This is a genomic window from Luteibacter sp. 1214 (genome assembly GCF_031455395.1).
In the GTDB taxonomy this organism is placed as follows: Bacteria; Pseudomonadota; Gammaproteobacteria; order Xanthomonadales; family Rhodanobacteraceae; genus Luteibacter; species Luteibacter mycovicinus.
The window spans coordinates 210,070-236,181 of record NZ_JAVDSQ010000003.1; the positions used below are offsets into that span (position 1 = coordinate 210,070).

Annotated in this window: 20 protein-coding genes; 3 read left to right on the forward strand and 17 right to left on the reverse strand. The window is 58.5% G+C overall.

Features of this window, described 5'->3' with window-relative positions:
• The gene (locus J2X57_RS09340) at nucleotides 1-543 is read right to left on the reverse strand and encodes a methyltransferase domain-containing protein (RefSeq protein ID WP_309866176.1); all 543 of its coding nucleotides are present in this window, start codon (nucleotides 541-543) and stop codon (nucleotides 1-3) included.
• 91 nt (nucleotides 544-634) lie between these two features.
• Nucleotides 635-1,606 (reverse strand): glycosyltransferase family 2 protein, encoded by a 972-nt coding sequence (locus tag J2X57_RS09345; protein WP_309866179.1) that lies wholly within the window; start codon nucleotides 1,604-1,606, stop codon nucleotides 635-637.
• Nucleotides 1,607-1,856: 250 nt separating this feature from the next.
• Here J2X57_RS09345 and J2X57_RS09350 point away from each other — a divergent pair, with 250 nt between their 5' ends.
• Nucleotides 1,857-2,603 carry an electron transfer flavoprotein subunit beta/FixA family protein gene (locus tag J2X57_RS09350; RefSeq protein ID WP_309866182.1) on the forward strand — a complete coding sequence of 249 codons (747 nt, stop codon included), beginning with the start codon at nucleotides 1,857-1,859 and terminating at the stop codon, nucleotides 2,601-2,603.
• Nucleotides 2,604-2,625: 22 nt separating this feature from the next.
• Nucleotides 2,626-3,567: an FAD-binding protein gene (locus J2X57_RS09355; protein WP_309866185.1), complete on the forward strand. Its 942-nt coding sequence runs from the start codon at nucleotides 2,626-2,628 to the stop codon at nucleotides 3,565-3,567.
• A gap of 113 nt (nucleotides 3,568-3,680) precedes the next feature.
• Here J2X57_RS09355 and J2X57_RS09360 read toward each other — a convergent pair whose 3' ends face one another.
• The 8 genes from J2X57_RS09360 to J2X57_RS09395 all read right to left on the reverse strand — a co-directional run bounded on the left by J2X57_RS09360 (nucleotide 3,681) and on the right by J2X57_RS09395 (nucleotide 13,625).
• A complete protein-coding gene (locus J2X57_RS09360) occupies nucleotides 3,681-5,720 on the reverse strand; it encodes a glycosyltransferase family 39 protein (RefSeq protein WP_309866187.1) in 2,040 nt (679 codons plus the stop codon).
• A gap of 50 nt (nucleotides 5,721-5,770) precedes the next feature.
• Nucleotides 5,771-6,937 (reverse strand): nucleotide sugar dehydrogenase, encoded by a 1,167-nt coding sequence (locus tag J2X57_RS09365; protein WP_309866893.1) that lies wholly within the window; start codon nucleotides 6,935-6,937, stop codon nucleotides 5,771-5,773.
• Between the two features lie 8 nt (nucleotides 6,938-6,945).
• A complete protein-coding gene (locus tag J2X57_RS09370) occupies nucleotides 6,946-8,577 on the reverse strand; it encodes a hypothetical protein (RefSeq protein ID WP_309866190.1) in 1,632 nt (543 codons plus the stop codon).
• A gap of 103 nt (nucleotides 8,578-8,680) precedes the next feature.
• A complete protein-coding gene (locus tag J2X57_RS09375; protein WP_309866193.1) occupies nucleotides 8,681-10,756 on the reverse strand; it encodes a hypothetical protein in 2,076 nt (691 codons plus the stop codon).
• A complete protein-coding gene (locus tag J2X57_RS09380; RefSeq protein WP_309866196.1) occupies nucleotides 10,747-11,346 on the reverse strand; it encodes a hypothetical protein in 600 nt (199 codons plus the stop codon). Before J2X57_RS09380 ends, J2X57_RS09375 begins: the two co-directional genes overlap by 10 nt.
• Nucleotides 11,343-11,741: a GtrA family protein gene (locus tag J2X57_RS09385; RefSeq protein WP_309866199.1), complete on the reverse strand. Its 399-nt coding sequence runs from the start codon at nucleotides 11,739-11,741 to the stop codon at nucleotides 11,343-11,345. Before J2X57_RS09385 ends, J2X57_RS09380 begins: the two co-directional genes overlap by 4 nt.
• Nucleotides 11,725-12,645, reverse strand: coding sequence for a glycosyltransferase (locus J2X57_RS09390; protein ID WP_309866201.1), 921 nt, complete (start codon nucleotides 12,643-12,645; stop codon nucleotides 11,725-11,727). The genes J2X57_RS09385 and J2X57_RS09390 overlap by 17 nt, the downstream gene beginning before the upstream one ends.
• 29 nt (nucleotides 12,646-12,674) lie before the next feature.
• On the reverse strand, nucleotides 12,675-13,625 hold the full coding sequence (locus tag J2X57_RS09395) for an SDR family oxidoreductase (RefSeq protein WP_309866204.1): 951 nt from the start codon (nucleotides 13,623-13,625) through the stop codon (nucleotides 12,675-12,677).
• 342 nt (nucleotides 13,626-13,967) lie between these two features.
• On the opposite strand from J2X57_RS09395, the gene J2X57_RS09400 reads away from it, so the two are divergent.
• Entirely contained in the window at nucleotides 13,968-15,380 is a 1,413-nt protein-coding gene (locus J2X57_RS09400) for a mannose-1-phosphate guanylyltransferase/mannose-6-phosphate isomerase (RefSeq protein ID WP_309866207.1), read from the forward strand.
• Nucleotides 15,381-15,423: 43 nt separating this feature from the next.
• Here the strand turns inward: J2X57_RS09400 and J2X57_RS09405 are convergent, their stop codons facing one another.
• The 7 genes from J2X57_RS09405 to J2X57_RS09435 all read right to left on the reverse strand — a co-directional run bounded on the left by J2X57_RS09405 (nucleotide 15,424) and on the right by J2X57_RS09435 (nucleotide 26,091).
• On the reverse strand, nucleotides 15,424-16,782 hold the full coding sequence (locus J2X57_RS09405) for a phosphomannomutase (RefSeq protein ID WP_309866896.1): 1,359 nt from the start codon (nucleotides 16,780-16,782) through the stop codon (nucleotides 15,424-15,426).
• Between the two features lie 14 nt (nucleotides 16,783-16,796).
• Nucleotides 16,797-17,714, reverse strand: coding sequence for an NAD-dependent epimerase/dehydratase family protein (locus tag J2X57_RS09410; protein ID WP_309866210.1), 918 nt, complete (start codon nucleotides 17,712-17,714; stop codon nucleotides 16,797-16,799).
• Complete coding sequence (gene gmd / locus J2X57_RS09415; RefSeq protein WP_309866213.1) at nucleotides 17,698-18,732, reverse strand: GDP-mannose 4,6-dehydratase; 1,035 nt, start codon at nucleotides 18,730-18,732, stop codon at nucleotides 17,698-17,700. Before gmd ends, J2X57_RS09410 begins: the two co-directional genes overlap by 17 nt.
• 87 nt (nucleotides 18,733-18,819) lie before the next feature.
• Nucleotides 18,820-22,596, reverse strand: coding sequence for a glycosyltransferase (locus J2X57_RS09420; RefSeq protein ID WP_309866251.1), 3,777 nt, complete (start codon nucleotides 22,594-22,596; stop codon nucleotides 18,820-18,822).
• Complete coding sequence (locus tag J2X57_RS09425) at nucleotides 22,593-24,110, reverse strand: FkbM family methyltransferase (RefSeq protein ID WP_309866255.1); 1,518 nt, start codon at nucleotides 24,108-24,110, stop codon at nucleotides 22,593-22,595. Before J2X57_RS09425 ends, J2X57_RS09420 begins: the two co-directional genes overlap by 4 nt.
• Nucleotides 24,077-25,300, reverse strand: coding sequence for an ABC transporter ATP-binding protein (locus J2X57_RS09430; protein WP_309866258.1), 1,224 nt, complete (start codon nucleotides 25,298-25,300; stop codon nucleotides 24,077-24,079). Before J2X57_RS09430 ends, J2X57_RS09425 begins: the two co-directional genes overlap by 34 nt.
• Nucleotides 25,297-26,091 (reverse strand): ABC transporter permease, encoded by a 795-nt coding sequence (locus tag J2X57_RS09435; RefSeq protein ID WP_309866259.1) that lies wholly within the window; start codon nucleotides 26,089-26,091, stop codon nucleotides 25,297-25,299. The genes J2X57_RS09430 and J2X57_RS09435 overlap by 4 nt, the downstream gene beginning before the upstream one ends.
• Nucleotides 26,092-26,112 lie beyond the last annotated feature (21 nt).

The following is a 26,112-nucleotide window of genomic DNA, read 5'->3' on the forward strand; positions in this document are numbered from 1 at the left end:
TCAGTCGCGCCGTCTGCACAGGAGCATCGTCCATGGAATAGGCGACTTTACCTCGACAACGTCGAAGACCTCTTCCACCAATCGTCGAAATGAACGTGCGGACCAGTGTTGAATGTGACCCGGGGTATTGCCGCCGTCGACAAGATACTTCCCCCGTACCATGTTTAGTGCGCGCCAAAGCGGCTCACGTGGCACGCTCAGGATGACGTAGTCTCCCGCTATGGCGCGAAGCGCGCGAAGGCCACGAAGCGGATCCTCGATATGTTCAAGAACCTCGCAGCAGACCACCAGTTCACTGGCACTCGGAGTTCTTGCGACGTCATAGATGTCGCAAACATCGAACGTCGATGAAGGCATCTCGATATGCGCCGTATTTGCGCGCGCAAGGGCTATAACCTCTCCCGAAACATCACAGCCTGCTGCCGCATAGCCCTCTGCGTGCCAACGTGCGACCCAATAGCCTTCGCCACATCCCACTTCGTAGATCGACGACGGCTTAGCTACCGCAATGAGCTCATCCAGCGCGTCGTGAAAGCCCTTCATGAGCCATCTGACAATCGGATTCCGTGACCCGTATTTGTCGAACGTGTTACCGAGAACTAACCCTCGCTCGTCAACGACGCCGCCAGCGACCCTATGCTCCATGACTCTCACCCATATTTTTTTTATCTTTGTCATTAGCGACGGCCATCTTGTACCGGATGTCCTCTAGCAGCCTCCTGTTCGCGGCAAGCAAATCGGTGACAAAGGCGATCAGCATGGTCTGAAAGCCCATGCCGAGAAGGATCGCGGCGAGGATCAAAGACTGAATATGGCCATCGCCGTCACCTTGTGCGTACTTCACAAGAAAGCGGACACCGGGCACCAGGCCGGCAATAAAAAAAGCCACGCCGATGGATGCAAAGAAACGAAAAGGACGGTATACGACAAAAATGCGAACGATCGTAACGATGCTGCGTCGCACATAGGAAGGGATACTGCGTACAAGTCGCGATGGGCGAAGATCCGGATTGACCCTGATAGGCACCGACGTCAGTGCCATCCCCTTCTGGCCCGCCTGAATGATCGTTTCCAGCGTATAGGTATAACGACTGAATACGACGAGCCTTTGCGCCGCATGTCGACTAATTGCCCTGAAGCCGCTTGGTGCATCGGGCACTTTTGATCCGCTGGCGAGCCGGACTACGCTACTCCCGAGGGACTGGAGAAATTTTTTCACGGGAGAAAAGTGAGTTATCGATGCGATGGGCCTCGCACCCACCACGATATCTGCCTCCCCGGCGACGATGGGCGCGGTCAGCGCTGGAATATCGTCAGCGACGTATTGGTTATCCGCATCAGTGTTAACGATGACGTCGGCACCCAGGCTGAGACAGGCATCGATACCCGTGGAAAATGCTCGGGCCAGCCCTTGATTGCATGCGTGTCTGACGACATGGTGCACACCATGGGCGCGCGCCACCTCCACCGTGCCATCCGTACTGCCATCGTCGACGATCAGCCATTCCACCGTGTCGAAACCCGCCACGACACGAGGCAACGCTTCCAGCGCAATGGCTAGCGTCGCCTCTTCATTCAGGCACGGAATCTGAATGATCAGTTTCATTTGACGACAATCTCCCCAGCCAACGCTCGCTCCCCAACCTATAGACAGCCGTAAGTAGTGTGAACGTTCCATGACATCATAGCGTTGACCTGAATCTCAACACGAGATTCCCACCGGGGGCTTACAGCTCCGGCTCTCCCCCAGGTCTTCCCGCGCTGCATCAAACGATAGTTTGAAGTTTCGCTAGAATGCGGGGTCAACCCCGAGGCATCCGCGGCCCCGCGCCTGCCCCAACGCACAGGAACCCCGAATGAAGATTCTGGTCGGCTACAAGCGCGTCGTGGACTACAACGTCCGCATTCAGGTCAAGCCCGACGGCACCGGTGTCGTCACGGACGGCGTCAAGCTCTCCGCCAACCCCTTCGACGATATCGCTCTGGAAGAGGCCCTGCGCCTGCGTGAGAAGGGCGTGGCCGAGGAAGTCATCGTCGTGGGCATCGGCCCGGCCGACCTGACCGCCCACCTCCGTAACGGCCTGGCCATGGGCGCCAATCGCGCCATCCATGTCCAGACCACGGAAGCAGTGTCCCCGCTCACCGCCGCCCGCACCTTCCTGAAACTGATCGAAAAGGAACAGCCGGGCCTGGTCATTCTGGGTAAGCAGGCCATCGACGACGATGCCAACCAGACCGGCCAGATGCTTGCCGCCCTGTGGGACCGCCCGCAGGCCACCTTCGCTGGGAAGGTTGAGATCGCCGACGGCAAGGCTACGGTCACCCGCGAGGTCGATGCCGGCCTCGAGACGATTGAAGCCGACCTGCCCGCCGTGATCACGACGGACCTGCGCCTCAACGAGCCGCGCTTCATCAAGCTGCCGGACATCATGAAGGCAAAATCCAAGCCGATCGATGTGATCGAGTTGGGCTCGCTTGGCGTCGACGCAGCAGACCACATCAAGACCACTCACTATGCCGCCCCGCCCAAGCGCAGCAAGGGCGTGATGGTGAAGGACGCCGCCGAGCTCGTCGCGGCCCTCAAGCAGAAGGGCCTGCTGTAAAGCAGCCGACCGGAGAATCGATATGTCCAAGATCCTCGTTATCGCTGAACACCTCGACGGCAAGCTCAATGGCGCCACTGCCCGCGCGGTCAGCGCCGCCTCGGCGGCCAAGCCGGAAGCTGTCGACGTCATCGTCCTGTCCGACGCCCCCGATGCCATCGCCGCTGAGGCCGCGAAAATCGACGGCGTCACCAGGGTGCTGACCGTCGCCCGTGCCGAGAACGCCCACGCGCTCGCGGCCATCCTGGCCCCGCAGATCGCTAAGGCAGCCGCGGGTTACAGCCACGTATTCGCCCCCTCGACCACCTTCGGCAAGGACCTCGCCCCGCGCGTGGCGGCCCTCCTGGGCGTGTCGCAGGTCAGCGACGTCATGACCGTGGAAGGCTCGCACAGCTTCAAGCGCCCGATCTATGCCGGCAACGCGATCGTCACCGTCGAGGTGGATACGGCCTCGACCGTCGTCGCCACGATCCGCACCGCCTCGTGGCCAGCAGCTGCCTCAAACGGCTCGGCACCTGTCGAACCGCTGACCGTCGATGCCGCCCTGCCCTCGCACACCCGCTTCGTGAACCTGCAGCAGGGCAAGAGCGACCGTCCCGACCTGCAGGGCGCGGCCAAGGTCGTTTCGGGTGGCCGCGGCGTGGGTTCGAAGGAGAACTTCGAGATCATTTATAAGTTCGCCGACAAGATCGGTGCGGGAGTAGGTGCGTCGCGCGCCGCGGTCGACGCCGGCTACGTCCCGAACGAAATGCAGGTCGGCCAGACCGGCAAGATCATCGCGCCGGAGCTGTACATTGCTGTCGGCATCTCAGGCGCCATCCAGCACCTGACCGGTATCAAGGATGCCGGTACTATCGTGGCGATTAACAAGGACGGTGAAGCGCCGATCTTTGAGATTGCCGATATCGGCCTGGTAGGCGATCTATTCAAGATCCTCCCGGAGCTGGAAGCCGCCCTGGGCTGAAACGTCAAGCCTCACATGCGAGCAGTGCAGCGCACTAGGCACCGACAGCAATCCAAAAGAGCTGGGCCTCATAACGAGGCCCAGCTCTTTTTACTTGGCATGTACAAGTGGAATTACGGCCTCGAAGATTCCCATGGGAAATTCGCATCAGGAATACCTATGTCGTGCCCCCAGAACACTCCCTCCTGAACGAGTGAAACCTGAAGAGTTCCTCCAGGAACCTGCATGCTGTCCGCGACGGGAATGCTCATTGTGAGACTCCCCTCCGCACGCACGTCGCGCGGAAGATCGCGACGCGTATTCCAGCCTTCCGTGGCGACACCCTCTTCGTCAAGAAACCTCCACGACACGCGGATCGGAGTACCCACCGCGGAGGCCGCCGATATGGGTAACGGTCCCGCGTTATCGATACGCAGATCGATATAGGTCTGATCGCCGCGCTTGTATCGCCTTTCGATGCGGTAGCTCAAGCTGCGAAATTCATCAGCAGAATACCTTCGGTCAATTCGGGTCACCGTATCGGCCAGAGACAGATCACGAAGCCTGAATACCGAAACGATCACTTCGCCGCCGATTTTTTTCTGATAAAACAGCGCGTAATCAGTCAGGTCGCACATACCCTCACAAAACTTCGCAAACCGATAGTTTGTGAGAATAAACTCAGGCTTCGACTCGGGAGTCGAAAAGACAAAGCGCTCGCGATCATCGACGGGCATCGACAGCAAAGCGCGATCCAACGGCGTAGCACTAATCGCTTTGATCGATATGACACGACGTCCGTCCGCCTTGATGATCGCCTCAAGGGCAGCACGGTTGCCCATGCCCCAATAGTCAACGTCAAATCGTTCTTTCCAATGCCTTCCCGCGAGAGCGTTGAAATAGACATTCTGCAGCGGGTGAGACTGGACCATCCAATAGCCGTTTGAGACAAAGGTCAAGACAAGTCCGACCGACACGGCGATTTTCAGAAAGTGACTAGTACGCCCACGGCGCATCAGAGCGGCGAATCCCGCTACAGCAACCAGGACAAACGAAGGATAAATGAAGTACAGATGCCGCCAGCCGTCGTAGACAACGGCTCGCATTGCGATGATCGCGATTGTGGGAACGAACAAAAGAGCCAGGTAGCTTAGTTCCAACATCTGAATCTCGGATACCCACAGGGCGATCCTGTTCGTACTTAGCGTTCGAACACCGTGTACCGCGCCAACCATCATCAATGCCGAGAAAGTTAGCGGCGTCGTAACGAGTATCCAGACCGGAAGGTAATGCCAGGGTAACTGTGCGGCGAGGTAGTGGTTACCGAGGTACAGCACCCAACCGTTCCACCGGAACCTCGCCATACTACCAAGCGCATCCATGAAATGACCGGCTGGGTCCGCCCATAGATACGGGAACAGCGCGACCACAAAAATGGCCGTCGCTACCAAATACGCTAACAGGCATGTCAGCACGCGAGACGCAGGAAAATCTTTCTTGACGGCGCGCACAACGAGAATACCGATGGTCGCGGCTACAATAGTTATACCCATGATGCGCACATCGATCGCGAAGGCCGACATCCAGCCATGAAAAATCGCGAGCAATAGACCAGGCTTCGTTACCATTCGGGTAAACGTATAGATGGCCATCGCTATGGCGGCCATGAATATAATGTCTTTCGAATTATAAAACGACTCGCCGAATATTCTCGGAGAGAGCATGAGCATCAGCGCCGCAAGAACGCCAAGGCGCCAATCCTCATATACGAACCTCGCAACTCCGTAGACGGCCAGAATGCCAAGCACCGAGAAGAGGAAAATGACGAGGTGCCTGAAGGGGTAAAGATCTTCCTCGCCTACGCCCAACGCTCGCTCAACGGCGACGAGAGGAAGCTCAAATGCAACGCCATAGTCCTTGTCGGCCCAGTTTTCGAGATCGGGAACGTCGTCCATCCCGACGATCGCTGTGCCAGGCACAAGCGTCGCGTGGACATACTTGAGGTTAACAAGACCATTTGTTCTCGAGATGGGCTCGTCCCAAGAGACGCCATAGTCCGTGTGGATGAGGACACCCACAAGAAGGTAGAGCCCGAAAAAAATCGGGACCAAGACTTTTTCAAGTCGCCTAGCCATGCCGTCGACATCCATCCCCATCGGAAGCGAGCGGAACACCGGGACATTCCGATACCCGCCCGCCGTCTCTCAGCCGTTCCAGACCGTCTTCAGTTATCGCCAAACAGATCTCGGGTATAGACTTTGTCGCTCACGTCACTGAGGGCGTCAGCCATGCGATTGCTAATAATCACATCGGCCTCCTGCTTGAACAGGCTCAAGTCATTGACAACTCTTGAATGGAAGAATTCGGCGGAATCGAGCACAGGCTCGTACACGATTACTTCCACGCCCTTCGCCTTGATCCGCTTCATGATTCCCTGGATGCTGGACGAGCGGAAGTTGTCCGATCCACTTTTCATGATCAGGCGGTAGATACCCACCACTTTCGGCTTTCGACTAAGAATGTCGCCTGCAATGAAGTCTTTACGAGTCGTATTCGACTCGACGATCGCCTTAATCAACGTCTGCGGCACGCTCTGGTAATTTGCGAGAAGCTGCTTCGTATCTTTAGGCAAGCAATAGCCGCCATAACCAAATGAGGGATTATTGTAGCCTCCCCCGATACGCGGATCCAGGCAGATCCCTTCGATGATGTGCCGACTGTCGAGGCCGTGGGTTACCGCATACGTATCTAGCTCATTGAAGTATGAAACGCGCATCGCCAGATACGTGTTCGCAAACAGCTTGATTGCCTCAGCCTCGGTTGAGTCCGTAAAGAGCACAGGCACATCTGCCTTTTCCGCTCCCTGCTGCAACAGAGCAGCAAATGTCTTCGCGGCGGGCGAGTGATCGCCGACGATAATGCGCGACGGATGTAGATTGTCATAAAGCGCCTTTCCTTCCCTAAGGAATTCAGGCGAGAAGATGATGTTGTCTACGCCAAACTGCTCGCGAAGTTTGCTGGTGTATCCCACCGGGATGGTGGACTTGATAACCATCGTCGCTTGTGGGTTGATATGCAATACTTGGCCGATCACTGTTTCAATTGATCCAGTATTGAAATAGTTCGTATCGGGGTCGTAGTCGGTGGGCGTCGCGATGATGACGAACGAGGCTCCTTCGTATGCTTCTTTCGGATCGAGGGTGGCACGAAAATTTAGACCGCCCCCAGCCAGCGCGGCTTCGAGTTCAGCATCAACGATCGGCGAACGCCCCTGATTGAGCAAGCTAATCTTGCTCTCAACGATGTCTAAGGCGACGACCTCATTTGCCTTGGAAAGGAGGACTCCGTTCGAGAGACCAACGTATCCGGTGCCTACCACAGCGATTTTCATGCTCATGTTCATTCCACCATATTGAGTGACGCAGTTTCATCACGGGTCCATGTAAGCGATACAGGCGCTACGCCGATGTCGTGGGACCAGAACATGCCCTCCTGGACGATAGCAAGCTGCAATTGCTGCCCGCTATCTGCCTGAATCGGCGCAGCGACTGAAATCGTGACCGCTCGCGATTCTCCCGGCGCCAGAGCGGGAAGGTCGAGGCGATCGACCCAGCCCTTGTGAATATCCTTTTCCTGGCTGACTACCCGCCATGAAAGGCGGAGGGGTGGATAGCCTTCGGCAGCACCATGCATCCGAGTCAGAGGATTTCCGTTGGTCACCATGATACGGACCTTCCATTCCGCTCCATCCTTCTGAATGGGCCCTTCAAACGCGAGGCGAATGTGCCGGACATCGTCCTCGGAATACTTCAATTTTTCAGATGCTGAAACCGGGAACGGCGAAATACTCTGCCAGTACTGCGCACCTACGGCACCGCTAAAAGGCAGATCACGTCGCCAGTAGGCGCTCATGGCCATAAGGGTCACCATGCAGCAGACGCCGACTAGGATGACGCTGACGCGCCGAGCTGTTGTCGACATGGCGGACAGCGCCTCGGCGAGCGCCAGAATGCCAAAGGGTGCGAGTTCGACAAACCCTCGGTGGCCGAAGCCTGCGCCTAGCTGCCAGGCGTGCCAGGATCCATATAGGAGCGTAAATGCGCCGACCAACGCAAGGAACGCCTGGCTCGTCGGCTTCCGCCATCTCCATAGCGCGAGCACCACGGTGACGAAGAACAATGGGTAATAGCTGAAGAGGCCGCGTTCGTAAGACACGAGCACATCAATGGCATGCCCACCGAATGAGGGAAACCCTTCGGCGCCGTAACTTGATAGCGATGCTCTTCCGCTGGAATAGTGGCCGTATGCCAGTAAGAGCGACGCCGAGAAGGCTGTGCCAGCGAGCCAGGAAAAGGCCACTCGACGACCATCTTCGACCGCGGCCTGACGGAAAAAGAGATAGACCACCGCTAAACCCACCGCGGCGTTGGTCTGACGCACCGCATATAACCACGCGACCACGAGCGAAAAAGCGACCAGCCGTCCGATGGACAGACGCGCTTTTCCGTACACAAGCCACAAAGCCAGCGCCGCACCGAAAGCGCTATAAATGTGACTAAACGAGGCGTCATAGGTCGAGTAGTGAAACAGACCTGTACCAAACACGAAAGCGCCCACCGAAAAGAGGGCAATGAATGGCGTATGACCTCGACGGGCCAGCACTCTGCTCATAAGTGCCGTCACCACGAAAAGCAAGACCGCCCCACCCCATAGGACGACGCGATTCTCGCCGACGGAGAAGCCTGTCGCGGTCGGATGTTTTGCAAGCACCGGCCACGAGAATGCGAGCTGCAATAATGCTACGCCAGGCGGATATTTATTCTTGCAACGCAGCCCATCCAGGCTTTCGCCGGAGAGCGCTCCTACGGGCTTCAGCAGCGACCCGTAGTTGCAAAATGTCAGGTTGCCGTGGGCAATGGCGTGTGCCCATATATGGTAACCCACGCCGTCCGATCTGATGTCGGGTGAGTTCCGGAACGGCCGCAACGCGAGGACACCGCATAGCAGGGCGGCGAAAAGAAGCGCAGCCACAGCCACGAGCGCTACGCCCCGGCGACTTGGTTCCTGCGCAATGGAAGACGAATTTGACACGAGCCCCCTCTAGAACTACTTCGTGCAACGCATTCCGCGTCACTTACTTTTCTGTCGACAAACTGCCGAAAGCCGGCTTCAAGCCGTAGTCGCTCAGCCACGCCCGACCTTCCAGGACGGCATTCACCGCCAACGCACGGCCGTCCCCAGCCGCCACGGGGACCGAGAACGAGACACTGCGCTGCTCGCCCGGCAGGAGCGAACCGTGCCCCCCAACCTCAATTCGAGCTACCCAAGCCTTCGAATCGACCGTACGACCCTCTGACACTTTTTGCCACGACAGAAAGAGAGGCTGCGCCCTGCTCGTGGATGTGTTCAAGGCGTAAGCGGAGTCGTTGCGCACGTCAACCTGAACCTCATAGTGGTCCCCTCGCCTCTGTACGGATTCGATCCGCAGGGACACCTTGCCCGCATCGGTGAGCGGCATCTTTCGCCAAGCTTCGGTCTCCGCGCATGAAGCATTGCCTACGATGATAATCGGACCCGCGGCGCCCAACGGCAATCGACGCTTCAGATGCTGTGCATAAAAAAGTTTCGCCGCCTCGATTCGGGCTGCGGCCTGCACGCACGGATAGTTCTGGCTATGCGGCTCGTAGCCAGGAGCCAAATTTCCGGAATAACCGTTCAGCGTCGGCCGGTTCAACTCCTGGCCCAGAACCATGCCATCCAACTCAGTGACGAAGAATGGCTCGTCCGCTTGACTAGGATTAAAGAGGATCGCTTTTTCCGGCAGAGGCGAGGGTAACTGCGTGACCATCTGCTTTGTCTGTTCGCGCGCCTGTGAGCTATCGAAATGCACTGTATGCGTGGCGACAGATTCGGTCACCATGGCCACGCCCAGAAATACAACCAGCACACGCCACATCGGCGTTGCTCCACGGACGGCGTCCACGCCCATTGCGACGAGAAGCGCGATCGGAAACGTGAATACCAAACTGATCCGCGAGACGGCGCGAATTGAGTTTACGCCAGGCAGCTTTGCCAGAAGCAGGTACAGCGAGTAGCCCTGCACGCTCAACGTGAGCACCACCAGCAGCACAACCGACACCAAAGCTAGCCAACGCTGCCGCCGCGCCGAACGGAATACACCGACCAGTGCGAGTCCTATGATCCCGAGACCGAAAAACATCTGGTGCTCACCACGCATGGGCACAGTGAAGTAATTAGCGGTCAATCCTCCCCAGATACGGGACTCATCAGCAAGCAAATAACTCTGCGGTCTTGGAAGCATCGTGGCGATCTCTGCCGCGCCCCGACTAAAACCGTAGGTCTTTGCATAGTGCAGGTAGGGGTGCATCAACACCACAAAAGCAATGCATGCCAAAAACAATATGCACATCGCAACGATAAGATCTTGTCTGTCAGAGGGCTCCCGCCAAGAGCCCCATTGGCGGAACCAGCCACTCGGGCCCCAACCCTCTAGACGCCACTGAACAATCGCCCACGCCGCGAGTAATAGCAGCATGAAGTAGCCAAGATAGATTGAAATATAGAACTGACCGACCACAACCAATGCGAGCCAACCAATCCAACGCCACCGCGAAGTCTCACTAAAGCGCTGCCAGCAAAGCACCCCAACGGGTATCAGAAAACGATACAAAAGCTGCGCATGACCATGCTTTGCGATTACCGGCATGGGGAAAGTAAATGCAAATGCCCCCACCGCGCTGGCGAGCGGGGAAAAATGCAATTTGCGCATTACTCCATAGCTAGCCAGATAGTTAACGAGGTAAGCAGAGAGGTACCACAAGTCGAACGCTTGATAACGGTCCCAACCAAACGCACGAAAAATCGAATAGATCCACGCAGTGCCCCAGTGATTGTCAGAGAACGTCAACGCGCCTGGCATGGGATAGAAAAAACTCGGGCTCAGCAGACTGCGATCCTGCCCTATAACCCAGCGATAGAAATGCTCGAGAATGATGTTATTGAACCGCGCGTCACCGTTATCGCCCGGCACGCAGGCAAGTTGACAGGTGTGCGTAAGCGGGATCAACCAAAACCCGAACGCCAGCACTGCCAACGGCAGGATCCAGCGCGCGATCTGACCAGCGCGGCCGCTTGCAGGGCCAGCATCCAATATGGCGCGTATTAGAGATCGATTATCCATCAGTGGCAACGGTAATCCGTAGCCATGACGCTATTGCGAAACGGATCCGTCAGCGCATCGGTGTATTCGCCCATCAACAACCGATGTGTCGGTAAGAGATTCTTCCGATAAAAGCTGCTGAACGTGGCCAGCTTCTCGCCCCATGGCGTCAGCTTTACGCATCCGTCATCGATTCTGATCGTGCCAGACTGAAGCTGCTCTGTCAGACGAACGGCAACCAGATGATCCTCACGGACGTACTCCTCCGTGAACACATCGTGGAACGCGTCCTGCCGGATGCCACCACCACGCTGCTGCAGTTTTTCCAGGATGTAGAACGAAAGCGACCGATCAATAACTGTGGGCACCGAGATGGCGAAGGCATACCCGCCTAGAAGCCAAATCAGGCCGAGCTGGATCAACTCGAGCCGCGTAAAGGCCCGGAACCATCCGACGACAGCCAGTCCAGCCATGACAATGAGCAGAGCGATGAAGGCGTCGAGGATCGCTGCGTAGAAGACCACGTTGACGCGGAAGTATCGCATGTGAATGTAGTACGTCAGCAGCAGGACGACGACGAAAACGACCGACGCAATCAGCGCACGCAGATACTTGTTCATTTGAATACCAGGAGTTTGTTCGCGACGAAACTGAAGGCCATTTGCATGCCGGTGGCCAGCACGAAGCCGATGCGATAGTCGTATCCCATACGGTCAGTCCACACGTACATGACCGTGGCGTGCAGCAAAGCGATGACGGCATAAACGCCGAGAAACAGGGATCCCTGCTTAACGACGCTGCCCTCCTGCCCTCTGAAGACGAAATACCGGCTACCGAGAAACGAGACGGTGATACCGAAGCACGCGGCGATGGCGTTTGCCTCGCCTGCCAGAGGCACATGCAGCACCTCCATGCAGAAGCGCAGCACGGCAAAATGGACGGCCGTAGCGACCAATCCATTGATGATGTAGCGGACGACCTGCCCACCGAGCGCCGGCTTAGCGCTCGCGGGCATGCAACACCTCAGCCACGAACTCACGATAGCTGCCGATACCCAGGACACCACCGCTACGCACCATGCCCGAGAGCATGAGGATGATCAGTGTCAGTGCCGCGGTCTGTAGGAAAACCAGCAGCAGGATGCCAAAGGCCAACGAAAACCAACCAGGGGTCGCAAAGCCGGCGGCCTTAAGCACCATTGCCGTCGCACCGCCCAGTACCGCGAGACCGGCGACCAGCGTGCAGGCAATCCCCACGCGAACCAGCACATCTTCCGCAAAGACCATCAGTGCACGAAACCCGTGCAGCGCAAGGCCGACGAAGTTCATCTTGCTCTTGCCGGCATAGCGCGGACCACGGTCCAGTGAACAGCCCTGAACGCGCAGTTTGGAGCCCAGGACGCATGCAGCCACGTGGGTCCAGAGCTCCTGCATCGAAGCCAGACGGCGCACCGCCGGCATTTTTGCCGCCATGAAGTTGCCAAAACTGATCTTTCGGCCACTGAGCAGCGAGAACAGCGTCTTGTAGACGATATAGAAGGTCTTGAACTTGAGCGACTCGACACGGCTCTTGCGCGCACCCACGACGACGTCGACCTCGGGCGACGAAAGTCCCGCCACCAGCTGCGTAATGCTCTCCGGCGTATCTTCGCCGTCGGAGTCCATAACGATGACGACAACGTCGTCGCCGAAGTGCTCGGCGACGTAGCTGAGGCCGATGGCGATCGCGCGCTGGTGACCCACATTGCGACGCAGCTTGACCACGACACCATCGAGGCCCGCGGCGGCGATGGCCGCCACGTCGAGCGGCTGCCGGACGGAGCCGTCATCGACAGCGACTACGTAAGTACCAACACCCTGTGTCCGTGCCAGTTCCTGGAAAAGCCGGGTAGACGCTTCAACGTCCTCATAGACCGGCATTACCACAACCTTCTGCGCCGCTACCATCGTCATGCCTGCAAACGGTGTCGGAAGTAAGCGATCGTTTCCTTCAGGCCATCTTCGAGATTGACCTTCGGCTGCCAGTCGAACGTGGCCTTGGCCAGGCTGATGTCCGGCTGACGCTGCTTCGGATCATCCGAGGGCAACGGACGATATTCGATCTTGGAGGTGCCACCAACGAGGCGCACGACGGTCTCTGCGAGCTCGAGCATGGTGAACTCGCCCGGGTTGCCAATGTTGACCGGGCCGGTGAAGTCCGCCGGCGAGTCCATCAGGCGGAGCATGCCTTCGATGAGATCGTCGACATAGCAGAAGCTGCGCGTCTGGGTGCCATCGCCGTAGATCGTAATGGCCTCACCCTTGAGGGCCTGCACGATGAAGTTACTGACCACGCGCCCGTCGTTCGGGTGCATGCGCGGACCATACGTATTGAAGATACGCATGACCTTCACCTCGAGCTGGTGCTGACGCCAGTAGTCGAAGAACAGGGTCTCGGCGCACCGCTTGCCTTCGTCATAGCAGCTACGAATACCGATCGGATTGACCCGGCCCCAGTAACCCTCGACCTGCGGGTGGATCTCGGGATCGCCGTAGACTTCGCTGGTGCTGGCCTGAAGGATACGGGCACCGACGCGCTTGGCCAGGCCGAGCATGTTGATGGCGCCATGCACGCTGGTTTTGGTGGTCTGGACCGGGTCGTGCTGGTAGTGCACCGGTGAGGCCGGGCATGCCAAGTTGAAAATACGGTCGACTTCAACATAGAGAGGGAAGGTAACGTCGTGGCGCATGAGCTCGAAGCGCGGATGGGCCAGGAGCCCGTCCACGTTGGCCTTGCTGCCGGTGTAGAAGTTGTCCACGCAGAGGACATCGTGACCGGCTGCGATGAGACGGTCGCAAAGGTGGGACCCAAGGAAGCCAGCTCCGCCGGTCACCAGTACACGTTGTTGATTTACAGACATTTCCTATCCTCTGGATCCACAGGGACCGGCCGAGCAACGCCCACGGCATGACTCGCCGACCAGTCAATTTATTGATTGTATGCGAAGTCTCGACGGCACACCGGCAGCCGCTCCGGCGCACCTGCACGGTGGGCGAGTAGGCGGTGGTGCCGTAGGTATACGTGATCCCGGAAACAACGCTGCTGACTTCGCATGATACTACGGGAAGCCCGGCGGACGCCCTCTCTGGACTCGTTGCTAGGCGGCCCTTTGGAGATGACTGAACGGGGATTTCGATGTCTCGGCTGATGGGCATCCACCCCGCTATAATCGTCCGGTTAACGTACCCCTGGAGCGGAACCCATGATTGTCCCAGTCATCCTCAGCGGCGGTAGCGGAACCCGCCTGTGGCCCCTGTCCCGGAAGAACCGCCCCAAGCAGTTCCTCGCCCTGGTCGGTGACACGACGCTGTTCCAGCAGACCGTCGAACGGACGCGCAAGCTGGGCGATACCGGCGCGCCGATCGTTGTCTGCAGCGAAGACCACCGCTTCACCGTCGCCGAGCAGCTTCAGGAGCTGGGTATCTCGGGCTCGTCCATTCTGCTCGAGCCAGCCGCCCGCAACACGGCGCCGGCCATCGCACTGTCTGCAATGCACGCCGTTCAGAAGGATTCCGACGCCATCCTGCTTGTCCTGCCCGCGGATCACCTGATCGGCGACCAGACCAGCTTTGTCGACGCTGTGAAGCGTGCCGCCCCCCTCGCCACTCAGGACTGGCTGGTGACCTTTGGCATCCGCCCCGAGGCACCCGAAACCGGTTTTGGCTACATCAAGCGCGCGGAAGCGGTCTCCGATAACGGCTTCAAGGTCGCCCAGTTCGTCGAGAAGCCCAATGCGGAGACTGCCGCAACGTACGTCGCGAGCGGCGACTTCGACTGGAACTCAGGCATGTTCCTGTTCAAGGCCTCCCGGTACCTTGAAGAGTTGCAGAAGCACTCGCCGGCCATCTATGACGCCACCGTCAAGGTCTTCGCGTCGGCACAGCCGGACCTCGATTTCGTCCGCTTCGACAAGGCCGCCATGGTCGACGTACCGGACGACTCGATCGACTACGCCGTGATGGAGAAGACCGATCGTGCCGCCGTGGTACCGGTGAGCTGCCGCTGGAGCGACATCGGCTCCTGGTCCGCCCTTTGGGAGGCTGCGGACAAGGATGGCGATGGCAACGCGACCGACGGTGATGTCATCACCCTCGACACGCGGAACACGCTCGTTCGCACCCACGACCGTCACATGGTGGCGACCATCGGCCTCGACGACGTCGTCATCGTCGCCACGCCCGATGCGACCCTCGTCGCCGCCCGGGACAAGGTCCAGCACGTCAAGAAGATCGTCGACAATCTCAGCAGCGCCGGCCGCGGCGAGCATCTTGCCCATCGCCAGGTCTATCGCCCCTGGGGCAGCTACGACTCCATCGACATGGGCGAGCGATTTCAGGTCAAGCGTATCGTCGTTAAGCCGGGCTCGGTCCTCAGCCTTCAGATGCATCACCACCGTGCCGAGCACTGGATCGTCGTTTCAGGCACGGCAGAGGTCACGTGCGGCGAAAAGGTCTTCCTGCTCACCGAGAACCAGAGCACCTACATCCCGCTGGGCGTAACGCACCGTCTGCGCAACGTCGGCAAGGTGCCGCTTGAGCTTATCGAAGTACAGTCCGGGAGCTATCTGGGGGAGGACGATATTGTCCGCTTCGAAGACGTTTACGGACGCGCCTGAGCGAAGCATGGCTTGAACAAAAACGGGCCTCGCGGCCCGTTTTTTATGCCGGCGTTCCGCCGATCAAACCGCGCAGCTCTGCAGTCTTTGCTTCCATCAACGCCGAATCACCACGCGCCTCGACATTAAGACGCAGCAGAGGCTCGGTATTCGACGAGCGCAGGTTGAAACGCCACGTACCAAACGACATGCTGACCCCATCGATATTTTCGACACTCTCGGCTAAAGGCTTGAAGTGCTCAACGATGCGAGCAACCGTGGCTGAGGCATCGTCGACACGGAAGTTGATTTCGCCGCTGCACGGATAGGCCGCCATCCGCTGGGCCAGCATGTCGGTGAGCGAAGTCGAGGTCTTGCCGATGCGCTCTGCGACCAGCAACCACGGAATCATCCCCGAGTCGCAATAGGCGAAGTCGCGAAAATAATGATGTGCACTCATCTCGCCGCCATACACGGCGTCCTCGGCGCGCATGCGCTCTTTGATGAATGCGTGTCCCGTCTTGCTCTCTACCGCGACACCACCGGCGGCCGCGACCATGTCGACGGTGTTCCAGGTCAGGCGGGGGTCGTGAATGATCTTCGAGCCCGGATGCTTTTCGAGCAGCTGTGCCGCGAGCAGGCCCACGATGTAGTAACCCTCGATAAATCCGCCCTGGGCGTCAAACAGGAAGCAGCGATCGAAGTCGCCGTCCCAGGCGATGCCCAGATCGGCACCGGATTCGATGACGGCTTTAGCCGTGGCATCACGATTCTCCGGCAACAGCGGATTGGGAATACCGTTGGGAAACGTACCATCCGGCTCGTGATTCACGCGGACAAATGTAAACGGAAGAAACGGCTCGAGCAGGTCGATGATGGCGCCCGCCCCACCGTTGCCAGCGTTTACGACGATCTTGAGCGGACGCAACGCAGCAACATCGATATATTCGAGCAAGTGCGAGATATACGCCGACTTGTCGTGATCCGAACGCACCGTGCCACGCGTCGCGCCTGCATCGCCAAAGGCGTTATCTTCGACCATACGCTCGATATCGCGAAGGCCGGTGTCACCACTGATCGGGCGCGCGCCTTCACGAACGAGCTTCATGCCGTTGTAGTCGATCGGATTGTGGCTCGCGGTGACCATGATGCCGCCAGCCACACCGCGATGTGCCGTCTGGAAATAAACCTCTTCTGTACCGCACAGGCCGATGTCGATCACGTCGCGCCCTTCGTCGGCGAGGCCTCGGGCGACTTCGGCGGCAAACGTCGGGCTATCCATACGGATGTCGTATCCGACGACCACCTCACCCTCACCTACCGTCCGCGCGAACGCCCGTCCGATACGGTAGGCGATGTCCGCATTCAGTTCATCCGGCACGCGGCCACGGATGTCGTAAGCCTTGAAACACTTCATGACGATTCCTGGAGGCGCGCTCAGCGCGCCGGCAAAGGATGGGTGAACATCCACTCGAGCGTCGTACGCAACGGAATGATGTCGAGCGAGCCGATCAACGAGCGCAGCCGACGATTGTCACCGGTCAGGCGTGCCACCTCGTTGCCACGAACAAAGGCAGGATTGACCCTGACTTCAATCTCGTAACCCGCGATCTCCTGCATCATGCCGATCACCTGCATCAGCGAGACGGACGTACCCGAACACAGATTGACCGTCTGACCCGCTGCATCGGCGGAGAGAAGGCGCACATAGGCCTCGGCCACGAAGCGGACGTCCTGAAAGTCGCGCGCGACATCGATGTTGCCCAGTTCGATCACACGCTCGCCGCGCTGAAAATGCGAAACGATCTTGGGCAGCAGGAAGTTCTCCGCTTGGCCTACGCCCGTGTAATTGAAAGGACGAGCAAGAATGACAGGCAACCGCTCCGACCACAGCCTGGCCATGTATTCCATGGCGAGCTTGCTGACGGCGTAGTCGTTGGCCGGCGACGGCTCGACCGACTCAACGAGCAGTTCGATCTCGCTGTTGCCGTAGACATTGGCGCTACTGGCAAGCAACACGGCACGGGGCGCCGTCGGCAGCGCCGCCAGAGCCTCCAGCAGGTTTCGGGTACCGACGACATTGGTCCGGTACATTTCTTCCGCATCGCCATGTGCGACAAAGGCGATGGCAGCGAGATGGATCACGGCATCGGGGCGGCCCGCATCGATGGCGCGCGCTACGCCTGCGCGGTCGAGCAGGTTGATCGACGGTGAATCCAGATCGTCCGGCTGCTCGCCCAGACCGAGGACGTCGTGGCCAGCCGCGCGAAGCGCGGCGACCACGTAGCGACCGGTGAAGCCCTTATGGCCGGTGACGAGTACCCGGCCGGGCTTCCCCTCAGAACGAAGCGTCACGTTCGTTCCGGCGCAGATCGGCTTCCACCATCATCTTGCAGAGCTGCTCGAGATTGGTCTCCGGCTTCCAGCCGAGCTTTTCGAATGCCTTGGCCGGATCGCCGATCAGAAGCTCGACTTCTGCCGGGCGGTAGAACTTCGGATTGATCTTGACCAGGAGCTTGCCGGTCTTACGGCAGGTGCCCGTCTCGTTCTCTTCGCTGCCCTTCCACTCGATATCGATATCGACTGCCGCAAACGCGAGCGTCACGAAGTCGCGCACCGTCTCGGTGCGATTGGTGGCGAGCACGAAGGTGTCCGGCTCGTCGGCCTGCAGCATGCGCCACATACCTTCGACGTATTCCTTGGCGAAGCCCCAGTCACGCTTGGCATCGAGGTTGCCCAGCTCGAGAACGTCCAGCTTGCCGAGTTTGATCTTGGCGACCGAGTCGGTGATCTTGCGGGTGACGAACTCACGACCGCGGAGCGGCGACTCGTGATTGAAGAGAATGCCGCTGGAACCGAAAATGCCGTACGACTCGCGGTAATTCACCGTCATCCAGTGAGCATAGAGCTTGGCCACACCGTACGGGCTACGCGGGTAGAACGGCGTGTCTTCCTTCTGCGGAACCGCCTGGACCTTACCGAACATCTCCGAGGTGGACGCCTGATAGAAGCGGATCTTCGGATTGACGATGCGGATGGCTTCCAGCAGGTGCAGCGCGCCGACGCCGGTGATCGCGGCCGTCGTGGCCGGCTGGTCAAACGACACGCCCACGAAGCTCTGGGCGGCCAGGTTGTACACCTCGGTGGCGCCGGTGGTCTGCAGCAGGCGAATTGCCGAGCCGCCATCGGTCAGGTCGAACTCGACCAGTTCGAGGTTCGGGTGGTTCTGGATGCCCAGCTCCTCGATACGCCAGAAGTTGACCGAGCTCGTGCGCCGATAGGTGCCAAAGACGCGGTAGCCCTTCTCAAGGAGGAGCTCCGCGAGATAGGCGCCGTCCTGGCCCGAAATTCCGGTGATCAATGCTGTTTTCATCAGTGTCCGTCGCTGCAAATGATTGATTTAGCTGGGCCGCCCATTTTCCATGAGGGGCCCGGGTGACTCAAGCCCGGGATGGGCCGGTCAAGGTTGCCGCACGCCACGATCGCTCCAGACGCGGGTCGACTGGCCTCCCGTGACGTTCTTGATCAGCTGTAGCGCACTATTTGCCCAGGTGCGGCCTGCGATCCCTCTACTTTCTGGGACCTGACCTGCGGCATTCAGTCGGAGCCAATCTTCAATATCGCGAGCCAGACCTCGCCCGTCCTTCGAAGCGAAGTACGTCGCATGCTCGCCTCCTACTTCGCGAAAAACGGGGATATCGCGCGCGATAATAGGAATTCCGTGGCCAGCAGCCTCAATGAGGGGCAAACCGTAGCCCTCGCCGTAAGACGCCGCAATGAGGGCGTCCGCACGCTCATAAAGGGCGGCAAGTAGTTCGTCCGACGCCGCACTGAACCAATGAATCCTGGCTTTTCCACGGCGGCACAGAGTTTCAACCCGTTCAGCAAGCGCCTCAACCATCCAGCCGTGCTTACCCACGATCACCAACTGAGCGTTCCCACCCCGTTCGTGCAACAACTCAAAAGCGTCGACCACCTGCGAATGCCCCTTACGAGGCTCGACGGTACCTACCATCAGGAACACAGGCGCTGCGTCAAGGCTGTTCAGCCGCTCCGTATCGGCATCTGAAATTCCCGTCGAAGGCGCCCCAGACGCCAGATCGGAGCCAAGTGGAAAAGAGCCGACTGCCAAGGGCTGAACACGGGACGGTCGTAACTCGGCCAACGTGTCCATGACATCGTCGGCCACAGATTCAGAGATGCACCACAGGCCATCGGCAACGGCGCAAGCCGAAAGAAACCACTGCCGGAAGACGGGCGCGAGCCATTCAGGGAAGAATTGCGGAAATTGAATCGGCAGCATGTCGTAGACGACAAAATGGCACGCAACCCCGGCAAGACGTAACCTCTTGACGTCAGAGAGTCGCTTTGGAAGGTCCATCTGGGCGAGATCGAGGCCAAGGAAAAGGTCGCCTGCTGCCACATCAATTGGCATGTCAGAAAGGCCGCTCGACGCTAGTCCGAGCAACTCGCAAGTGTATCGGTGAGCATAAACATAGCCGTGCTCCGTCGCACGAACCGGTTCAACGCGCCAAGAACCCGCAGCGCCACGCAAAAGCTCGAGCGTGACGCTTCGAACTACTCGCTCGATACCGGTGCGCAGATCCTCATTGGCGGTGACCGACACGTCGACGAGAAGAACGCGCTGGCGTACTGCAGGCGGTTGGTTCCGCGCCAAAGCGCGTGCCACCGCATCCAGATCGGCTTCCCGGTTTCCGCCGATATGGTCAAGACCGACCAAGGTATCGATCAGCGCGTGTGACCGACCAGCTGCTGTCGTTGGACCGTAGAAGTCCTCAATCGCGTCGGCATAGCGCGAAGCGACCACGTCAGGCGCATGGCCATTCAGGAGATTCTCGCGCGCCTGCCGACCGAGCCGTGCGCGCAGATCCGGCGACTCGAACAGCAACTCCAACGCGTTTGACAACGCCTCGGTACTGAATTTGTCGTCGAGGACAAATACCTCTTCGTTTGAAAACTCGGCCATGCTGCCGTGCGCGTTAACGATCGTCGCAATACCGTTAACCATGCAGTCGAGAACCGCCGCAGACGTCTCTCCGCGCGAGTGTGAGCGCAGCTGTACGCCGACATCCGCAGCCGCGAGATAGGTCGCATACTCCGCAGCCGAGACATGGCCCGTAATCTTGATTCGCGCTGCCCCGCGATCAATGAGTCGATTCAAAAGCGCGGTATATGCAATATTCGGGGATTCACCCACGAAAACAAGCCGGCATCGACTGTCTTGGGCCAAACGGGACGTGAGCCATGCCTCTATCAGCTTCTCATTAAGCTTCGTGTAGGCAAGGATACCAAATGAGCAAACCATGAACTCGTCATCGAGTAAACCCAGCTCTTCCCGGGCTCGAAGACGCGCATCCGGCGCCGGAGATTCTCTCAGTAACGGAATGTGATGCCAGAATCCCGGCGCATCGGATCCGTACCATGCAGCGGCAAGCTCGATAGCCGTGCGCGAGTGAACGATCAAACCCTGCGCGGCCTGGAGAACCGGCAGATTGCAAGGAAATGAATCCATCGCCTCCTGCGGATCCGCTGCCTCCCTGCGCGCAACCAACCCCGGATACCCGTGCGATTCATACAGCCACCGCGCCCACCATCCGGGACGTTCGCCAGAAATCTCGAGGTAGGCAGCGATACTGCTGAGAAAGAAGTCGTGGAGCACCACGACACCTGGATACCGCGCGATGAGATCGAACATATAAGTGTGAAATGTCGAATTCCCCACCTGGTACACGATACGGTCATAAGTAGCGACGTTCTTCACGAACCAGCTGACATTGCGCACACCGCAGTTGGCTTGCACCCACGGGGATACCACGTCATCCTGCTCCAGAATGACATCGATGTCGTAATGGCGGCAAAGCTGCGGGATGAGTTGCTCCGCGTAGTCCGCAATACCGCTTCGTGCGGGCGGCAGCGGTGTCACCATTGCCATGCGCGGACGCGGTGATACGTGGCCTGCTCGCTGCTGTTCCTTGACCAGCGCCCCGGAGGGCTGACGCGAACGAATGCCCTCCATGGCTTCCACCGCACGCGCCGCACATGCATCCCAGGAAAAAGTGGCAGCGCGATCGACACCCCATGCCTCGAGATCCGCGCGGAACACCTCGTCAGTGAGCACACGCAAGAGCATCAGATTGCAGTCTTCGATTGACCTCGGATCGAAAAGCGCATCGGGTCGGCCGATGACCTCGGGAATACTCGACGCATTGCTGCCAATCACAGCGCGCCCGCACGCCATGGCTTCGAGCGCTGGGAGGCCAAAGCCTTCGTGGAGAGAGGGAAACGCGAAGACCTTGCACAGGTTATAGAGTGCAGCGAGCGACTCGTCGTCGACGTAGCCGGTCATGATCAACTCGTCGTCCTGCAAACCCGACCGACGCGCGATGCCTGCGAGAGTATCGAGCTCGCCTGGGCTCGCTTTGCCGACGAGAACCAGCTGGTGTGACATCCGTAAGTCGTGCGGCAGCTGGGCGTAGGCAACCAGCAATGAACGAATATTCTTGCGCTCATCCAGACCGCCGGTGTACATCACGTACGGCCGGGTGATACCAAGGGGCAGCAAGCGCTGGGCTCGCTCTTCATTCGAGAAGTTGCGCGGTCCAAATATACTGTCCGACGCGGCAACGATATTGAATGCTCGCGAAGAATCGATACCCGCGACATCAACTGCTTCCTGCCGCGCATGCTCGGAAATGCATAGCCATCCGTCCGCGGCGTTAAGCACCGCCAGCTTGCGGTAGTACCAAGCCTTAGCTAGTGGATCGCTAAGGTATTTAGTCGAATATATCAGGGGAATCAGGTCGTAGACGATGGCGATCGTCTGCGTGACCCCGTTGTCGACCAGCTTGACTGAAGTCACGCTATCGTCGTGCAACCCATCGAATACGCTGCTTAAGACGAGTATGTCCGCATTGACGTAGGCCAACACGGACTCGCGCAGCCACTCACCGGTTTGCTCCCGCCAGCGATTGGCGGGGTTGCTCGCCCGAGTCGGCGTGGGCATGTCCCACGAGACGATACGATGCGCCGGAACCAGCGAAGAAAATTCGCCGCGCAACGCATCACCCGTCTCAGGCATACTCGCATTGAGCGCAATCCAATACTCGTTGCCGTCGTTTCGTCCACAGAGCGCCTTCGCTAAGGCAATACTGTAACGCCCGATTCCTCGAAAGCGGTTCTCGTTCTGGCAAGCCTGCAGGTCAATCAGAATTCTCATTGATCGTCCCCGGGCGGCACGGCACGCCGTTCGTCGGCGCTCTTGAGCGCAACGGCATACATCCTTGCAATCGGAGAAAGGCCATCGGCAGCCGGATCGACCGCGATCGGATCGCCGGGTGGAGATAAACCGTGGAGATGAAGCAGACGTGCGCGGAAACGCGGCATGCGGCGCAGAAGAGCGCCTCCAACTCGCCGGGCACCCGGAATCCGCGCGGCCGTTTTAAGGAACAAACCCGACAGCCCGCGCAGCGCCGAGCGACGATCGCCAGGAGACGGGTTCGACCAAAGGCGACGCCCCAGGCGGATGGGCTTGGTGATACGCCACGAGGTGCTACGCAGTATCGCATCGAGCTGCACGCGAAGATGGGCGGCTTCGGCCCGCTCCTGACCATGCGCTGTTTCCAGATTACTGGACTGCACCTCAAGGGCGCGGACATAGTGACGCAAGTTATCGATTTCGATGCGCTGCGTGTCGACGCGCTGCTCCGCCTCGGCGAGCGACTCTTGCGCCGAGAAAAGCTGCAGCCGGTAACGCTGCGCCGAACGCCGCAGCTCTATCAGTTCATTGTGCTCGTTATTCAGTTCGAGGACTTTTGCTTGTGCATCTTTAATCTGACGACGCATAAGGATGCGCTCAGCGCGCAAGCGCCGATAGCGCTCACGCAGAGTTATCAGCAGGTCGTGATCAGGCAAGTCACTCGGCAGAAACGGCCCCTGAGCAAGCAGATCATCCCTTTCCTCCGTGACGAGCGCGAGGTCGCTCTCGAGTCGCTCCGCGTGCTGGCGCAGCCAGTTAACCGACATGCGCTCGTAGTCGTCGAAGAAATTCGGGGGATAGCGGAAAAAGTCGCCAAGTTCGTCGAATTTCTCCTGAGCGACATAGAAACGGTTCAGCCCGTCTGCATAGACGAACAGATAGTTCCGTTCAAGCAGTGCCGGCTCCCAAGATTCATGAGTTTCAACCTGGGAGTTGGGCGCCGTCGCCTCGATCAGAAGCACCCAAGGTCGATAGGCATCGAACGCCATACCCGCCAGAACCTTCGCCTCGTGCCCCTCCACATCCACCTTGAGAAAGTGAATTGTCTCGACGTTATGGTCGCGACAGAGGTCGTCGAGGGTCGTGGCCCGAACCTCGAACTCCTCGATGGCGTGCCCGCCGGTCGAATGTTGGCGTGCGATACCCGCGTCCACGGTCGACAAGCCCGTGCCTACGACCTCTCGAATTGTTTCGATACCAGCATGATCTGCAACAATCGCTTGAATATTGAGATCGCGCGGACGGTCTTCATTCAGTCGCTTTAACCAGCGCGGCACCGGCTCAACGTTGATTCCATGCCAGCCGCGCTCATAGAAAGCGCGGGTTACCGAGTCGGTAATGGGGTCTTGAGCACCGACATCGATGTAGAAGCCGTGTTCAACATGACCCAGTGCACGATGCAGAACAACGTCTTCGGCATTCTGCGCGTAGGATATAAAGGTCACATCGTCACCTTGAAGGTCGGCGGCATCCACGCGCTGCCGACAAAATAGGGTTTGTCAAAGTTGCTGACAGTGAATACGAGGGCCAGATCACGCCATTCGAAGTTATCCACGAGATGCGTGTCGGAACTCACCAGGGCCGTTGATACAGAATAACTTCCTGAGCCAAGTGCGGCGACAAACTCGGCGCTGAAGGTAAGTTCGGCCCCGGCGGGTACATCATGAACAACTTGGTCGGTGTGAAATGTATTCGTACCAAACAACTGCTGGCCGAAACGGTCTTTGATCATGTAGCCGAATACCAACTGCGGGATATCGCGTGAGACCCGCACTTTCACACGAAGATCGACTCGGGAGCCAACATTGATGAATTCAACAGGCGCACCGTTTTCGTCGTGCAAGGCGATCTCACTGACAACCGCTTCGCCCGTACCCGAGACCGTCTGGACAGAGTCGCTACCCTCGATGCGGATCACTTCGACGGTCGCATTCTCTTTCTCAGCGATCAATGCGTTGTAGAGGTCAATAACCTCCGATGGCGCACCATCCTTAATCATACGCCCGCGATCGATAAGTACCGCCCGGTCGCACAGCGCCTGCACCGCGGAGTTGTCGTGGGAGACGATGAGCAGAGTCGTGCCTTCCCTCTGAAATTCACGTATACGCTCGAAGCATTTATGCTGAAAGTATGCGTCGCCGACAGACAAGGCCTCATCGACGATGAGGATCGCCGGTCGAAATGCCGTGGCCACACTGAAGGCCACACGCATCTGCATCCCACTCGAGTAGGTTCGTACCGCTTGGTCAAAATAATCGCCCACCTCAGCAAATGCTTCGATGGCGGGCATTGCTGATGCGATCTGAGCGCGATCAAAGCCCATAAGCCCTGCTGAGTGGTAGACATTCTGGCGCCCGGTCAACTCGGGATTGAAGCCCATCCCCAACTCCAGGATCGCCGCGATACGACCGTTGACCGTGACTTCGCCTTCAGTCGGCGGCAACGTGCCCGTGATCATCTTAAGCAACGTGCTCTTTCCGGCACCGTTCTGTCCAATGATGCCCACAGCTTCACCGGGAGCAACGGTAAAACTCACCTCCCGGAGTACCCAATGCTGCCGGGCCGTGCGTGTCGTCAGGCCGAACCAACGTGCGAAACGATGGAGCTCGCTTCCGTACTCCTGAAAGGCTTTACCAACACGATGAACTCTGAGAACGGCGCTCACAGCACATCCACCATTTCAGCGTTGGCGCGACGAAAGAGGAACATGGACAAGCCAAGAAGAAGCGCGGAGCCAACAGCGATGTAACCCAAATGATCGAGCTGCGGTGCCTTCCCGTAGAGAAGAACGTCCTGAAAACCGGAAGCAATGTAGTACATAGGATTCAGCCGAATCAGGCTTTGAAATTGCTCTGGAAGGATCGTCGGCATATAAACGATAGGAGTCATCCAGAACCACAACTGCAGGACGACCACCATGACCTGACCGATATCCCGGACAAAGACGTTGAGGATTCCGAGGGTCAACCCGAGGCCGATGGAGAAGGCAAGGTTTACGGGAATCAAGACAAGAAGCCACGCCATGCTCATCGTCGGCATATGCCCAGCAATGAGGAACACACCCACCGCAGCGATCAGCAGCAGCAGGTTACTCACCAGAGCTGACCCGGCGACGATCAACGGCAAGCTGATTCGCGGAAAAACGATTTTTTTAAGCAGGTTGCCGTTGTCCACGAAGATAGTGAGGCAGCGCGTGACCGTTTCGACAAAGAGCGACCACGCTACCATTCCCGCGATCAGGTAGATCACGTAGGCGTACCGATTGTCGACACCTGGCAACCGGCTACCCATGATGCGCGAGAGCACCACTGCGTAAATCGCTACCTGTGCGAGAGGCTGAAGGATCATCCACAGACCACCCAACTTACTGCGCGCGAAGCGCATCCGCAGGTCGTTTCGGATAGATGAGAAGATAAAGTGGCGGTAAATCCAAACCGCTCTGAGCAAGTTCTGCATGCGCTAGACCCTGGGTCGATC